This is a genomic window from Celeribacter baekdonensis, from assembly GCF_003047105.1.
GTDB lineage: Bacteria > Pseudomonadota > Alphaproteobacteria > Rhodobacterales > Rhodobacteraceae > Celeribacter > Celeribacter baekdonensis_B.
In genome coordinates, this window is the sequence record NZ_CP028473.1 from 18704 (window position 1) to 33083 (window position 14380).

The 14380-nt window shown below is 59.0% G+C and carries 12 protein-coding genes; 7 read left to right on the top strand and 5 right to left on the bottom strand.

What is annotated here, in order from left to right; translation table 11 throughout:
- Positions 1-3: 3 nt before the first annotated feature.
- The 3 genes from DA792_RS02090 to virB11 are packed head-to-tail and all read left to right on the top strand — an operon-like array spanning position 4 to position 3154.
- Positions 4-738, top strand: coding sequence for a TrbG/VirB9 family P-type conjugative transfer protein (locus DA792_RS02090; RefSeq protein WP_074646926.1), 735 nt, complete (start codon positions 4-6; stop codon positions 736-738).
- A 2-nt stretch (positions 739-740) separates the two neighbouring features.
- Entirely contained in the window at positions 741-2165 is a 1425-nt protein-coding gene (locus tag DA792_RS02095) for a TrbI/VirB10 family protein (RefSeq protein ID WP_074646928.1), read from the top strand.
- Positions 2162-3154 (top strand): P-type DNA transfer ATPase VirB11, encoded by a 993-nt coding sequence (gene virB11, locus DA792_RS02100; RefSeq protein ID WP_074646930.1) that lies wholly within the window; start codon positions 2162-2164, stop codon positions 3152-3154. Before DA792_RS02095 ends, virB11 begins: the two co-directional genes overlap by 4 nt.
- A 139-nt stretch (positions 3155-3293) precedes the next feature.
- On the opposite strand, the gene DA792_RS02105 is transcribed toward virB11, so the two are convergent.
- The 5 genes from DA792_RS02105 to DA792_RS02130 form a co-directional block, all read right to left on the bottom strand.
- Positions 3294-3815 (bottom strand): hypothetical protein, encoded by a 522-nt coding sequence (locus DA792_RS02105; RefSeq protein ID WP_074646932.1) that lies wholly within the window; start codon positions 3813-3815, stop codon positions 3294-3296.
- 179 nt (positions 3816-3994) lie between these two features.
- Positions 3995-4936, bottom strand: coding sequence for a toll/interleukin-1 receptor domain-containing protein (locus DA792_RS02115; RefSeq protein WP_074646934.1), 942 nt, complete (start codon positions 4934-4936; stop codon positions 3995-3997).
- Between the two features lie 109 nt (positions 4937-5045).
- On the bottom strand, positions 5046-5294 hold the full coding sequence (locus DA792_RS02120; RefSeq protein ID WP_065331062.1) for a hypothetical protein: 249 nt from the start codon (positions 5292-5294) through the stop codon (positions 5046-5048).
- Positions 5295-5688: 394 nt separating this feature from the next.
- On the bottom strand, positions 5689-8769 hold the full coding sequence (locus DA792_RS02125) for an AAA family ATPase (RefSeq protein WP_074646936.1): 3081 nt from the start codon (positions 8767-8769) through the stop codon (positions 5689-5691).
- Positions 8766-9917: an exonuclease SbcCD subunit D gene (locus DA792_RS02130; RefSeq protein WP_245708065.1), complete on the bottom strand. Its 1152-nt coding sequence runs from the start codon at positions 9915-9917 to the stop codon at positions 8766-8768. The genes DA792_RS02125 and DA792_RS02130 overlap by 4 nt, the downstream gene beginning before the upstream one ends.
- Positions 9918-9974: 57 nt before the next feature.
- Between DA792_RS02130 and DA792_RS02135 the strand changes: the two genes are divergently transcribed.
- The 4 genes from DA792_RS02135 (at position 9975) to DA792_RS02150 (ending at position 14363) form a co-directional block, all read left to right on the top strand.
- The gene (locus tag DA792_RS02135; protein WP_074646938.1) at positions 9975-10766 is read left to right on the top strand and encodes a WYL domain-containing protein; all 792 of its coding nucleotides are present in this window, start codon (positions 9975-9977) and stop codon (positions 10764-10766) included.
- A gap of 359 nt (positions 10767-11125) precedes the next feature.
- A complete protein-coding gene (locus DA792_RS02140) occupies positions 11126-12340 on the top strand; it encodes an SIR2 family NAD-dependent protein deacylase (RefSeq protein ID WP_083351910.1) in 1215 nt (404 codons plus the stop codon).
- Positions 12337-14154 (top strand): ATP-binding protein, encoded by a 1818-nt coding sequence (locus DA792_RS02145; protein WP_074646942.1) that lies wholly within the window; start codon positions 12337-12339, stop codon positions 14152-14154. The genes DA792_RS02140 and DA792_RS02145 overlap by 4 nt, the downstream gene beginning before the upstream one ends.
- Complete coding sequence (locus tag DA792_RS02150; RefSeq protein WP_065331067.1) at positions 14154-14363, top strand: KTSC domain-containing protein; 210 nt, start codon at positions 14154-14156, stop codon at positions 14361-14363. Before DA792_RS02145 ends, DA792_RS02150 begins: the two co-directional genes overlap by 1 nt.
- Positions 14364-14380: the final 17 nt, after the last annotated feature.

Here is a 14380-nt window from a genome sequence, read left to right on the forward strand (position 1 = left end):
CCCATGAAATCCCTGCCCGCGCTCCTCACCACGTTTCTCCTAGCGCTTACCATTCCTATTGCCGCCCTCGCCGAGGCCACGCCGCAAGGCGGGTCGCTCGACATCCGCATCCGCACCGCCGTCTATAACGAGAACCAGGTCTACCGGATCGAAACGGATCTTCGGCATTCGACGACGATCCATTTCGGGGCGGGGGAGCGGTTTGAAGCAGTGATCGTCGGCGACACCGAAAGCTTCCAGGTCGATCCGATCCCCGAGCTTGGCAATGTGCTGACGATCAAGCCGCATGTGGCCAATGCCTCGACCAACATGACGGTGATCACCAACCGCCGCACCTATTCCTTCCATCTGCGCGAAGGCTCGATCCCGAACCGCACCGGCATGTTCTTCGAGGTCCGCTTCCGTTACCCCGACGAGGAGCGCCGCGCGGCGAGTGCAACCCAGCCCAAGGGCGTTGAGGCCCCGCGCAACTACAATTACCGCGTCTCGGGCGAAGGGGATTTCCGCCCCAGCCATATCTACGACGACGGGCGCTATACGTATTTCGTCTTCCCGGAGAACGCCCGTCAGCCCGCCCTCTTCAAGGCCGATGACCAGGGCCGTGAGCGCACGGTCAACTGGACCCAGCAAGGCAACACCGTTCGCGTGCTCGGGGTAAACACCTACTGGACGCTGCGCATCGGCGATGAGGCGATCTGCGCCTGGCGCGACGAGAGCGCCATCTATGTGAGCAACTGACCATGGCCGATCAAACCCCTCCCGATCTTCAGGACCGTCTCGACCAGTTCAGCCAGCGCGGCAAATCCAAACGCCGCGGCAACAGCCTCGGGGTTGGCGCGATCGCCGCTGCCCTCGCCCTTGGCGCCGCCGGGGTCGCGTATTTCCTGGCCAACGGCCTGCAGGAGGGCGACAGCGCGCTGGGAACCTCCGATGTCGAGACCTTCCAGGACCGCCGCCCCGGCACCGGCGGGCGGCTTGAGTTTCCACCCGACGAAACAGAGCAACGGGTCAATGACGCGCTGATCGCTGTCGAGGAAGCGCTCGATGTGCCCGCAGCCCCTGTCCCGGAACCGAGCGCCGAAGTGCTGGCCGAGATCGCCAAGCTCCGCGAGGCCCTCGCCGCCAGCCAGGCCGCCCGCAACTCGGAAATCCAGTCCGCCGTCGCGGACCTGCGCGAAGCCTTCGACGAACAGAAGGCGGCGCTTGAAGCGACGCTGGCCGCAAAAGAAACCGAGCTTGCCAACCTGCAGCGCCAGACCGAGACCCGCATCGAAGGTCTGCAGGCCATGCTCGATGCCGAACGGGCGCAGCGCGAGGGTCTTGAGGCAGAGCTGGACCGCGAGGGGCTGATTGCGGATCAGCGCCTTCTCGAAGAACGCCGCCGGCAGGAAGAGGAACAGCGCCAGCGCGAGGCCGAACGGGTCGCCGAGGAGCTTCTGACCGCGCAGATCAAATCCCCCGCAGTGGTCTATGCCGACGGTCCGCGTGGTGGCCAAAGTGGCGCGGCGGTGGCCGATCCGGCGGCCGCTGGCACCGGGGGGCCGGTCCTCTCGGGCAATGAACAGTTTCTGCAGAGCGCGCGGCCACTTGAGGTGCAGGAGGCCGCCCGCCTCACCCATCCCGAGCGCACGCTGACCCAAGGCTCGGTCATTCAGGCCGCGCTCCAGACCGCCATCAACAGCGATCTGCCTGGCTCGGTCGTCGCGGTGGTCTCCGAACCGGTTCCGGCATTTTCCGGGGACCGGATCCTGATCCCCCGGGGTTCCCGCCTTTTTGGCCAATACCGCTCGGGCATCGAGATGCATCAGAAGCGTATCCTGATCCTCTGGACCCGCGTCCTGACGCCGGACGGCACCTCGATGGAAATCGCCGCCGTGGGCGGGGATCAGCTCGGCCGCTCTGGCCTCACCGGTCTCGTCGACACCAAGTTCGCCGAGCGCTTCGGCGGAGCGGCACTGATTTCCGTGATCGGGGCGGCGCCGGCCGTGGCGGCGGAGAGTACCAACAACGAAACCACCAGCATCGTTCTGGGCGATGTCGGCAGCGACCTTCAGGACGCCGTCGGCTCAGTCATCGCCGACCAGGTCTCGATCGCACCGACGATCTATGTCGATCAAGGGGCCTCGGTCACCGTGCTCGTGGACCGGGATGTGGTGATTTATTGAGCCATTCAGAAAGCCCAACCTCCTATCTCGAGCGTTATCTCGACCCGTTCCGTGACCTTCTAAGGCGTGACGACGTGGTCGAGATCGCGATCAATCCAGATGGCAAGGTCTGGCTCGAGGCCGCGGGCGACGCCACCATGCGCCACGAAGGCCAGACCGTGGACCGAACGACTGCGCTCAACATGGCCCAGACCATCGTCGGCGACGCCAAGGCCCGCGTCTCTGAAAAGAACCCGCTCGTCTCCGGCAAAGTAGAATACGCGGGCCGCCCGCTTCGGGTCCAGGTCGCCGTGCCGCCCGCCATCGACCGCGGGGCCTCGATCACCATCCGTCTCTTCGCCTCGGGCAGCGTCCGGGACTACGCTCCTGCCTATCTCTTCGGCAAGGCCGTCTCGCTCGACGCGCTCCGAGCCGAGAAGATGAAGAACATTTCCAGTCTCGCCGAAGAGAACCTCGAAGCTGCCCTACAGACCCTGGTCGAGGCACGGCTTAACGTCCTGATCAGTGGCGGCACCTCGACCGGCAAAACAACCTTCGCCCGCCATCTCCTGACCCATGTGAGCGAGCACGAGCGGTTGATCACCATCGAAGACGCCTTCGAGCTCTTCCCCGGCCAGCCGAACACCGTCGCCCTCCTGGCCGACCGCGGTGCCGGTTCGCAACGCAGCGCCAATGCTCTCCTTCAAGCCTCCCTCCGTATGCGACCCGATCGGATCATCGTCGGCGAGCTGCGCGGGGCCGAGGCCCTGACCTATCTCGAAGCCATCAACACCGGTCATGGTGGATCGGTTTCCACCATCCACGCCGAAACCGCGGAACTCGCCATCGACCGGCTGGCGATTATGGTGCTGCAGGCAGGGACGCCGCTAACATTCGCCGAGGTGCGGGAATATATCCGCAAGTCCATCGATGTGATCGTCCAGCTCGGGCGGGTTGAGGGGAAGCGCGGGATTACGGAGTTCTATCTGCCGGGTGAACGAAGCCATTGAACGTTGACGCATTGAAAGCAGATTAGCGACGTCTTGAGTGCAGTGATATCGGTGAAACGTTCGGACACACATGGCGTAACGATCACCCTATGACACAGCAAGTATCTGTTCCTGGCTTCGAAGGAGAAGTTGCTGTCGCCTAGACGCCGTGCTGAAAGATCGGGGGGCGCCCATTATCCCAATCCTCTCGGTTCAAGAAGATTCGGTACGAGTTGAGGTGGAAGGCGGCATTTCCGAGATCCTTCACCGGATCTAGGGTTTCGACATGGATGAAGTGGCGATAGGAGACCCGGAATCCGTCGCCAGGTGCCGCACGGAAGTGAATGCCCTGGGGCCCGATCGTCAGACATGCCTCTTGCTGCGGATCGTTCATCTCAGACAGCGAAGAAGCCGCGAAATCAGGCTGCAATATCCAGTCGGTTCCAAAGGAGATACACCACTCGTCCGCTTCCCACTGGAATATCCGATGCCAATTGGCTTCGCCTTCACGCCCAAAGTCAGGGTTCAATAGCAGAACCGTCGGTTTGTCGTTGGGCTGATTCAATGGTTCGGAAAGCTTAATGCCATAGATCGGCTGATGGCCGTACCTCTTGAGGAGAAACAGCGTACCTTTCGGCTCCTCGGCGAGAGCGGCTGATTTTGCGTTCAAAGTGCTTCGCATATGTGGTCTCCCTCACGAGCCTTCATTCCCAACCCCTCCGGATATCGGTTCGATAACATTCGGGACAATGCACCGCGCTAGTCGGCCGCTTTTCACGGCGGGCCTCGCGACGTTCGTACTCATCAAGCACTTCGACTTCGAAGCGGTGCCCACAATTGTTGCAGCGGAAATGAACACGCTCAGTCATAGCTGATACCTGCGTTACCAATGAACTCATTCCAGAGCACCTCAGCCGCTCGCTCTGGAGTCAGTCGTTCATCAGTTCTACCGAAGACGTTCATGGTTTGAATCAGGAATTGCTCGTAATCATCGGCCGAAATGTTGAAACCGCCGTTTGCTGTGTTGTCACCGGCGTTTTCGCTGAACGAGTAGTAAATATCGCCCAGGGCGACCTGCGAGCTACGGCAGTGCACCGAGATGTGGGCCGTACCATTTCGATGGCCGCTGTTGACAACCGTTGCCCCAAAAGAGGTCGCACTTCTGTCAACGAAACGTCCGCGCAATCCATCGATTGAGTCCATTTCGATGATCGCTCGTCGGAAGTAATCCTTGAAGGTGGCGAAGGCAGCATCGCGGAAATCACCCTTGTCGATTTGGTCGAACTGCCGCTTTGCTCGGTAGCGTGCCATCGAGGGGCGTGTGGCCGACGGCTCATGGGCTACCTCCGCCGCAGCTGCAGGTACAGCTTCAGCTTCGATGATGCGTCGAAGCTCCTGCACGACATTTAGGTAAGCGGTGTTTGGATTGGCCCATGCGCTGATCGCCTTGCCGTCAGTCGGCGCGGCCTTCAGTTGGCGCAACTCCCTCATCGCTTTCCAATCGCATTCCTCCACGATGATCGGCACTACACGGGCGGTCCCTGCGGCGTGGCGTTCAAGCGCGCGTCTCATTTCGCGCTCGACACAGTAGTCGGATGCGATGAAGTCGGGGCTCACCAGGAGCAGGAACAGGTCGGAAGCCTCCAGTTCCCGTTCAATCTCAGCGTCCAGTTCGCCACCAGCCAAGATGTTGCGATCATACCAGGTCTCAATACGCCCTTCCCTTGTAAGGTTCTTGAGGTGGACGTGCAGCCGATCAAGCGCGGCCTTGTCGTTATGGGAATAAGAAATGAATGCCCGCATCTGCTCAACTCAAATGTTTAATGTTTGTTCATGATTTACCCAAAGCGCTACCTACGTGAGACACGGCCTGTAGCGCTTGAGCCCGAAACCACTGTTATACTGTCTACAGTCAGCGCTTCTTGTTCGACTGGGACAACACCGAAGCGGCAAGTGTCTTTGTCTTTTCAGAATAGCGATCGCTGCGAAGTACCTTTGACGCGAGGTCCTCCATTTCCGCTCCGGTTTGCCGATTGGTCTTTGACTGAGACAACGCCGAACCAGCAAGCTTGCGGGCGATCTGTGAAGAGCCAGGTTTGAAAAGGGTGTCTGCTGCAAGCGAGGCAACCTTGGTCGAAGTTCCTTTACGATTTACCGCCATACTATCCTCCATATGGTGTTTGGTTTGCTTCTAGATACTAGATGTGGGATTGGAGCCAACTTTTCGCAAGCTTCATCAGTGACATTTCAAAATGGCAGCCTCGCCTCAAAAAGGTCTGGCGTGTCTTCGTCGCGCCGCCTGCTCAGGCCTTCACCAAGATGCAGGCACGGATGTTTAATACGTGTCAGGCCTTTGCCGCCCTCAAAATGGACCCACCCTCCTCTGGGCATGCCCACGCTTACGATCAGCGCCCCGCATATTGGACAAGTCCGCCTGAAGGATGCGCCCTTCTTGCTTTCACGATCGCCTCGAACTGCCCAACCTCCGCGAACGGATACCGTGCGCCCTGTCGACAGACGGCGGGTATGTGCCTTCCTGTAATACCAACGGTCCGTCATCCCAGCCCCCTCCTTTCCTCGACCCGGCTGCCGCTCGGGGTCGAACGCACGTAGAAGCCTTGTGGAATAGCCTCTTGCACCAGCCCTACATGGGATATCAGGCCCACGGCACGACTGCCCTCTGTCAGCGCGGCAAGAACTTGGATCACTTGATCCAGCGTGCCCGCCCCATTCTCGGTGTCGAGGCTCCCAAAGCCTTCGTCGATAAAGATTGTGTCCATCCGGATCTTGCCCGAAAGGCTCTCGACCACATCAGCTAGCCCAAGCGCGAGGGCCAGTGCCGCGATAAAGGTCTCGCCGCCTGACAGCGTGGCTGTCGGGCGCGCCTTGCCGGTGTTGATGTCGAAGACCTCGATTTCGAGCCCACGCTTGCCGCGACCGCCAGATGCCTCGAGCCCGCGCGTTAGCCGGTAGCGACCACGTGTCATTGGGTCGAGCCTCATATTCGCCGCCTCAAGAACCTGGTCGAACATTGCCCCGATCGCGAAGGTCTCGAGTGTCATCTTGAAATCGTTCTTGCCGTTAGCCAGATCAGCCAGCCCCCGGAGCGGACCGGTTTCGGTTTCTAGCCGCTCGGTTTCGGTCAGAGCCGCGGCAAGCGATTCCTTGAATTTGGTCAGTGACGATACATCCGTTCTCGCTGTGGCAAGTGCTGCGTTGGCCGCGTTCAAGGTCTGGGTGGCGTCTGCCAACGCCAGCTGAAGTGGGGCAAGATCCGGGCGTTCACGATCTGCGCAAGCGGCGATGGCGTTCTGCAATGTCGTGCGAGCAGCGATCAATCCATCGCGGTGATCGGTTACCTTCTTGCGGTCGGCGTCGAGAGTCGGGAAATGGCTCTTGCAAGCATCATATCCCGCTTTGTCCAGCCCAACCTCGGTAAGCCGAGCGACAAAATCACCTTGTGCCTTCTTCACGCGCTGCTGCTGCCCGTCGCGCGCCCGCTTCGCTGCTTCTAGCTGCTCTTGCGAACGGGTGAGCACTTCACTGGCGGCTCGGTCCTGTTGCGTCGCCACTTCCAGCGCCTCGGAGAGTTGCCTTTGCTCTCTCTGCAAAGCCTCCCGTCGAGCGACAACCGCCTCAGGCGTGCGCAGACCTTCCGGCAGGGCCTCAATCACTGTGTCCAGCTTGGCGCGCGCGCCGGCAAGAGCGTTCTCGGCTTTCCCCGCAGCGGTGCGCGCCGAAGCCTCGCCGGTTTCTGCCTCAGTCACCTTGCGCTTGAGCTCGGCCAACTGCTCCGCCATCGCGTCCAGATCAACCGCCTCTCCAAGCGTGGCGACGGTGCCTTCAATCCGCGCGATTTCGTCTTCGAGTTCCGCCAACGTGCGCTCAGGGCGCTCCTGTTCCTCCAGCGCCCGCTTCTTTTCGTCGAGCCGCATTCGGAAATTGCCGAGGTCGCTTTCGGCCCGAACTCTGGCTTCGGAGGCGATTCTCGCCTGAACCTGAGCGCTCCGAAACGCTTCTGTCAAACCAGATTGTTCAGGCGCACCATGGGCAGGCGCCGGATGATCATGGGAACCACAGACAGGGCAGGGCGCCCCTTCGGTCAACTTTTCCGCGAGAATGATCGCTTGCGTGCGCGAAAGCCGTGCCTCGGCTTCTAGCAAGCCCGCGTCAGCGGTTCGCGCCGCGTCGGTTCTTGTCGCCAATTCGTTCGATGCCGCTTCGACTTTTCGTTGAGCATCTGCGACAGCTTCTTGCGCCTTAGCATACGCCGCTGCCTTGACCCTTTCTCGGTTGAACTCGGCCAGCTCACCGGTCAGCTGGCCTCGCTCCGTTTCGGTCTTTCGCGCTTGATCAAGCGCCAGATCGGTCGCATCGCGCTGAGACTTGAGCTTCTCTCGGGCATCAATGGCCTCGGTCAGAGCCTTCTTCGCTGAAGCTTCGTCCTTTACAGCGTCGTCAAACGCGCTTCTAAGATCCGCTGCCTGCCCGACCTGCTTCTCGATCGCCTCCAACCTTGTCAGGTCAGCCTGAACTTGTTGCCGTCGGTCCTCGCCAGACTGTGCCTCAGCAAGTTTCTTTTCCGCCAACTCCTTCGCGCCAGTGGCGATGTTGAGTTCCGCCTCGGCCTTCGTGACAGCCTCCACCGCTTTCAGGCTATCCTGCTCCGCATTGCGCCAAGCCGTCTCAAGATCACGGGCCTGCAAGGCATTCCGGACAGCCTCAACGCGCTTGGCTAGCTCTTCGACCTCGATCGTTTTCTTTTCTAGATCATCGACAGCCTGCTGTGCCGTGTCGGCAGAAGAAAATGCCTTTTCGATTTGCTCGCCTTCGGTCAGAGCTTTACGCGCAGCTTCGTTTGCCATCTCCGCACCACGCTGAACGCCCTGCTTTTGTTCGACTTGGGCTTCGGCTGCGACAATCCCAAGTTCAAGCGCTTCGGCGCTCTCGAACCCGCGCTCCTCGAGTCGAGCCAGGTAGAGCGCACGCTGGTCGCGCAACGCTCGTTCTGCCGCTGAGGCTTCTTCCTTCAGCCTTGCGGCGAGATCGCGATAGACCTTCACGTCGAAGAGATCCCGCAATATCTCGACCCGCGCATCCGTTTTTGCGGCCAGGAACGTCTCGAACTTGCCTTGCGGTAAGAGCACGATCTGTCGAAACTGATCCGCCCCGTAGCCAAGCAGCGCCTCGACCTGCTGCCCTACTAGCGAGACCTTCTTTTCCGCAATGACACGGCCGGACTGACTCGGACCAAGAGTGTCCACCGGAATCCCGGTGACGTCGAATAAAGAGGCTTCCGCCGCGTCCTCAGTGGTCCCTTCACCGCGTGCCTTCGGACGTTCCTGCGCCGGACGACGACGGATTAGGTAGGCCTTGGTGCCCAGCTCAAAGACAAATTCGACTTCGGTAGGTAGATCCGAAGCGGCGTGATCCGAGCGTAGTGAACGTGGTTCCTGATCGGTCTTGGTTGGTGCCCCGAAAAGCGCGAAAGACATCGCCGAGAACAACGTCGACTTCCCAGCCCCTGTCTGGCCGTAGATTCCGAACAGCCCTGTCTCCAGCGCGGAGCGAAAATCTACTACCTCGGTTGTCGCAAATGGCCCGAAGGCTTGAAGCGATAGGCGAATGGGTCTCATGTCTGCTCCTCCCCGGAGGCTCCTGCGTGGAGCTTTTCCGCGACGATCGCGACTTCGGTGGCGTATGGTTCCCGGCCGAGCACAACTTTCACGAAGTTGCCAATCATCTCGATTGGCGTGACCGCGGCCCGCCCACTGCCGAGCACCTTGGTCTCCGCAGCGCGCTCCTGCCGGGCATAGGCCAGATGGCAAGCATTGGGATAGGTCGCGCGTAACCGCTTCATCGGATCGATCAGAGGGTTTTCATCCGTCAGGATCGCCTGGATGAAGTCATCAGACGGCGTTCCTTCCAGAAGATCCGAGAATGCCCCGGTAAGCGAGCGAACCTGCCGGATCGGTCGGAACGGTACGGTGCGGATCTCGGCCCCTTCAGCCTGCAGATCGACGACAGTCATGGATTTTTCGTTTCCTGCCTCGTCGAACCCGAAAGCGAGCGGTGCGCCGGAGTAACGAATATGGCTCGCGCCGACTTCCTGCGGCTTGTGCAAATGTCCTAGTGCAACATAGTCCGCCCCGTCGAAGACATTGGAGGGAACAGTTTCGATACCCCCGACTCGCGTCAGGGCGCGCTCGGTCTCGCCAACCGCACCCCCCGCGACGAAAGCATGGGCCACGACGACCCAACGCGCCCCATCAGGCACCTGCCTCCTCGCCGCAGCGATCTGAGCGGCAACGACTTCCGCTGGCGCATCAATGCTTTCATCCCCGAACACCTCGCGTGCGGCGTATTCATAGGAAAAGGGCAGTGCGGAAAAGGCGATCTCGCCTTGCGGGTCACGCAGCACCAGCGGCGCCTCTACCGCGTCGGCAATCCCGCGCACCAGCACACAAGACGCGGTGGAAAAGACAGACATTGCCTCGATCCGGTCGCCAGAATCGTGGTTTCCAGAGATCATCACCACAGCGGCTTCGGTCTCCTCCGCCACGCGCTTGAGGAAACGATTGAACTGCCGGATCGACGAATTGGGCGGCGAGGCACGGTCAAAAACGTCTCCGGCGATGACAAGAACATCGACCCGATCGGCCACAAGCGTTTCAAGGATCTGACCCAGGATAACCTCGTGATCCTCCTCAAGGCTCAACCCCATGAACTGCCGCCCCAAGTGCAGATCCGCTGTATGAAGTATTCGCATCAGATCAATCCACATTCTATACGTATAGTAAATGTATGGACTTTGTGAGCCGAGTCAAGTACTGCTTCGTGCATGACCCTAGAAGACCTCAAACACGCGCAACGCGAGCGAATTTTGTTCCTCGACCAATGCCTGACCTGGAGGGGTCAGGCGAACCGTCGTGACTTGATGGAACGATTCAATATCTCTATGGCACAGGCTGCCGTTGACTTTCGAACCTATCTCTCGCTGACGAATACGCCGCCAGTCTACGATGCTGGGGATAAGGCCTACTTCTCGACCGGCGACCACTGCGCATTGACTGATGCTGGCCCGAAACAAGTTTTCGAATTGCTCGATGGCAAGGCTGCATCGCTTGGCGCGAGCATCCCGCTTCCCACTCGCGTGATGGATTCCACCATCGTCGCACAGCTCTACCGCGCGATGAAGGGCGAACGAGACATCCAGATCACCTACACCTCGATGACAAGCGGCCTCTCCGACCCTCAGTGGATCAGTCCAGTTCAGTTTCATTTTGACGGAGAGGCAATTTATCTCCGCGCCTGGAGCTATAATCACGAAGCGTACCGCGATTATCTCCCAATACGAATAACGAAACAAACCCAGCTGGAAACGCGGGAGAGGCCTGCCTCTCTGCGATTTGACACGGACTGGAACAGCTTGGTGCGCTTGTGGATACGCCCGCGTTCAGATCTATCCGATGCACAAGCGCAGGCCGTCCGGCTGGAGTACGGCTTTGGCGACAAGACGCACCTACTGATCGAAACGCGTAAGGCGCTCGCATTTTATGTCGTAAGACGATGGCGCCTCGATGACGAAAAAGCTCGGCTAGAATTAGATAGGATGGAAGAATTGGGTGCTTAAAGTACGCCCTCAGCGAAAAGACTGCAAATTCAATGCCGAACAGGATGAGATAAAACAGTGGCCCTGTCTGCATCTGTACGCCAACATGAGCCTAATGAAACTGACATAGTAAGCTGGCATCTTAATTTCCGCATGACGGAGGCAAGGCATTTCGGCCTAGCGGGATACAGAACGCACGACAGACACGCCCCCTGCGCACACTATCCAAACTGCGCTGCTAACAAGCGCAACAAGCTTCAATGCGGTTGGAAAGCCGGAGCCTTTTCAGACGGCCGCCGTAGACGGGCGAGATCGAGCGTGAAATATTGAACCAAGTGCTAGATGCGAGGATGCAGAAGCAAGTGTTGAGGGAGCGCAAGTTGACTGTCAGTGTTCATAATCCCGATCAGTATATGGCGGCGCTTAGGACGATCGTCGCGCAGGGCCGGAAGCGGATCGGGCTGTTGGTTGGCGCTGGAGCTTCTGCCGGAATGGCAAAGCCCGATGGCACCTATCCGCTCATCCCGGCAGTTGCGGGGCTCACGGACCAAGTTCTCACGACACTTGCCCCAACCTATCAAAAACAGATTGATGGCCTGAAAGCCGAACTCGCGCAGCATGACATCGAGACGATCCTTTCGAGGATTCGCTCTCTGAGCCAAGTGATTGGTTCGTCGAAAGTCCACGATCTCGACGGCCCAGGCTTTGCGACCTTCGGAGAAGCGATCTGCTCCGAGATAGGCAAGATCGTGGACGTCCGATTGCCCGAGACTGAATCAGCATATGCAGATCTCGTGAATTGGATCACGGGCACAACGCGTGACTATCCCGTTGAAATCTTCACCACGAACTACGACTTGTTGTTCGAAGAAGCGTTCGAATCCGTACGAGCGCCGTACTTCGATGGCTTCACGGGTGGTCGCGAACCATTCTTCGACCCCGTCTCAGTGTCGCGCAGTGATCTTCCCGCGCGCTGGACGCGGCTATGGAAGCTCCATGGATCGCTCGGCTGGCGCGCTAGCTCTAAGGGCGAAGTAATTCGCACGGGCCAAAGCTCAGCAAGTCACCTCGTCTTCCCCGAACACCTGAAATACGATCAAACACAGAAAGCGCCCTACGCAGCGTTGCTCGATCGCCTTCGTACGTTCCTGCTCACCCCCGACACGCTACTCATTTCTATCGGATTTTCTTTTGCCGATGCACACATCGCGGCCCGAATAGATGAAGCGCTCGCAGCCAATCCATCCTCCAGCGTATTCGCATTCCAGTACAAGATTCTAGATGAAGAGGGTCCGGCGTGCGACCTCGCGCGCCGTCTGCCTAACTTTAGCGTCTATGCACGTGACCAGGCCAAGGTGAACGGCACGCGCGGCGCATGGAAAGCTCCGGCCGAACTTCCGAGCAAGGATTGGGGGCCGATAAGGTCAACCTACATGGACGACAAAGGAAACTTCACGCTCGGTGCAATAGAACCCTTTGCTCGCTTCTTCGCGGCATCACGATCGGTTCAAGCATTTCCGACACAACCGGACCTTGCAGCATTGGCAGCGGAGGCGCCACCACCGACAGCCGCCACCGCGTCGGAGGCCAAATGAACGCCCCTACTCTTCTCGGCCATGTCGGCTCTGTCGCCGGTTCGACCGTAAGTGTGCGTCAATTCGAGGGCGTTGCTTCGGGCATTGCGATCATCGGAGGACGAAGCTACCGGGTAGGTCAGGTCGGCAGCTTTGTGCGGATACCACAGGGGTATCATGATCTTTATGCTATCATATCAGAGGTCGGGGCAAGTGCGACACCGGTGACGCTAGTCGATGCGCTAGACCGCGGCGAACGATGGCTAACCGTTCAGCTCATTGGCGAGATTGTCGAGGCCTCGTTTGAGCGAGGCATCAGCCAGTATCCGAACGTGAACGATGAAGTGCATCTGGTCACAGAAGAGGATCTGGCCAAGATCTACGGTGCAGAGTTTTCCGGACAAGTGATAGTCGGGCGACTTGCTAACGCCGAGAGCATTCCGGTCCGCCTGGACCTCGACAAGCTAGTCACGCGCCATAGCGCAGTGCTTGGCTCTACCGGGTCGGGCAAGTCCACGACTGTCTCTAGCTTGTTGCGGTCAATCTCGGCGCCTGACGGAGCAGGCTTTCCGAACGCGCGCATCCTCTTACTCGATATCCACGGCGAATATGCCAGCGCGCTCGCCGACAACGCTGAGATTTTTCGGATCACACCCGGAGTCGGAGAGAAGCAGCTGGTCATTCCGTACTGGGCACTACGGCCGGCCGAAATACTCAACTTTCTGTGCGGGAAGTTGGATGATCGCGCAACGACCGCAATACTCGACAAGATCTTCGCAGCCAAAAGCGCGATTGCTCAAGCAGACAATTTGCCTGGTGTCGATCTGAATTCAATGACCTTCGACAGCCCTATTCCGTACAGCTTGCGAAACCTGTGGCTCGAGCTGATCGAACCAGAAGTTAAAACCTGGCTCGATCAGGCCAAGACACAACCGGCGATCATTCAGCCCGGCGACGCGACCACGCTTCGTCAACCAGCCTACCAGCCGCACACAACAACGAATTCAGCACCTTACCAGAACAACGTCGGTGTGCTCGGAATCCGCAAGCAGCTCGACCGAATGCGATCACGTATGCTCGATCGTCAGTTCGAGTTCCTGCTCAAGCCCGGTGAATGGGAGCCTGACCTGACGGGCCACGTAACGAATGACCTTCCATCCCTGCTCGAAAGCTGGATTGGCCACGAGAAAGCGATAACGGTGCTTGATCTGTCGGGTATTCCTAGCGCGGTTCTTCTAGATTTGATCGGGGCGATTCTGTCGATTATCTATGAAGCGCTCTTCTGGGGTCGCGAGCGCGATGAGGGCGGCCGAAAGCGGCCTCAACTCGTCGTTATGGAGGAAGCTCACCGGTATCTTGGTCGAGAATCCGACAACCCTGCGCGCGAAATGGTTCAGAGAATCGCGAAAGAGGGACGCAAGTTCGGTATTGGTGCAATGATCGTCAGCCAGCGTCCTTCGGAAATTGACGACACCATTCTCTCCCAGTGTGGGACTTTTGTCGCGTTGCGCCTCACCAATTCCACTGACCGCAGCAAGGTACAAGCCGCTTTGCCCGATAACCTGAGCGGTATCGCCGATAGCCTCTCGGTTCTAAGGACCGGCGAAGCAATAATAACCGGCGAGGCTGCACGGCTTCCAGTGCGCTGCCGCGTCACTCTCCCACCCAAAGACCGTCGTCCAAACAGCGAAGATCCGCTTGTAGCGGACAGCTGGAAGCGCCCCAGGGGCCCTGAAAACTATGATGAGCTTGTCGCGGTATGGCGTGCCCAGGACCCAAAGTGGAAGCCACCAGAAGTGGGCGAGAACGAAGACGAGAACGAGGGAGGAATTTGATGGAACGACAGCCAGTAACTTCCAGCAACTTGGCTGAGGTCGGGTATGACCCTGAATTAGAGACGCTCGAGGTCCAATTCAGGCATGGCGGCGTTTATCAGTATTTCAACGTGCCTGCCTTCATGTACGAGCGTCTCATGTCCGCCGACTCACTAGGTCGTTTTTTCAACGCGGAAATAAAGGGGCACTACCCCGAGGCGAAGATCTAGCGTGCTGCGTTGAAATG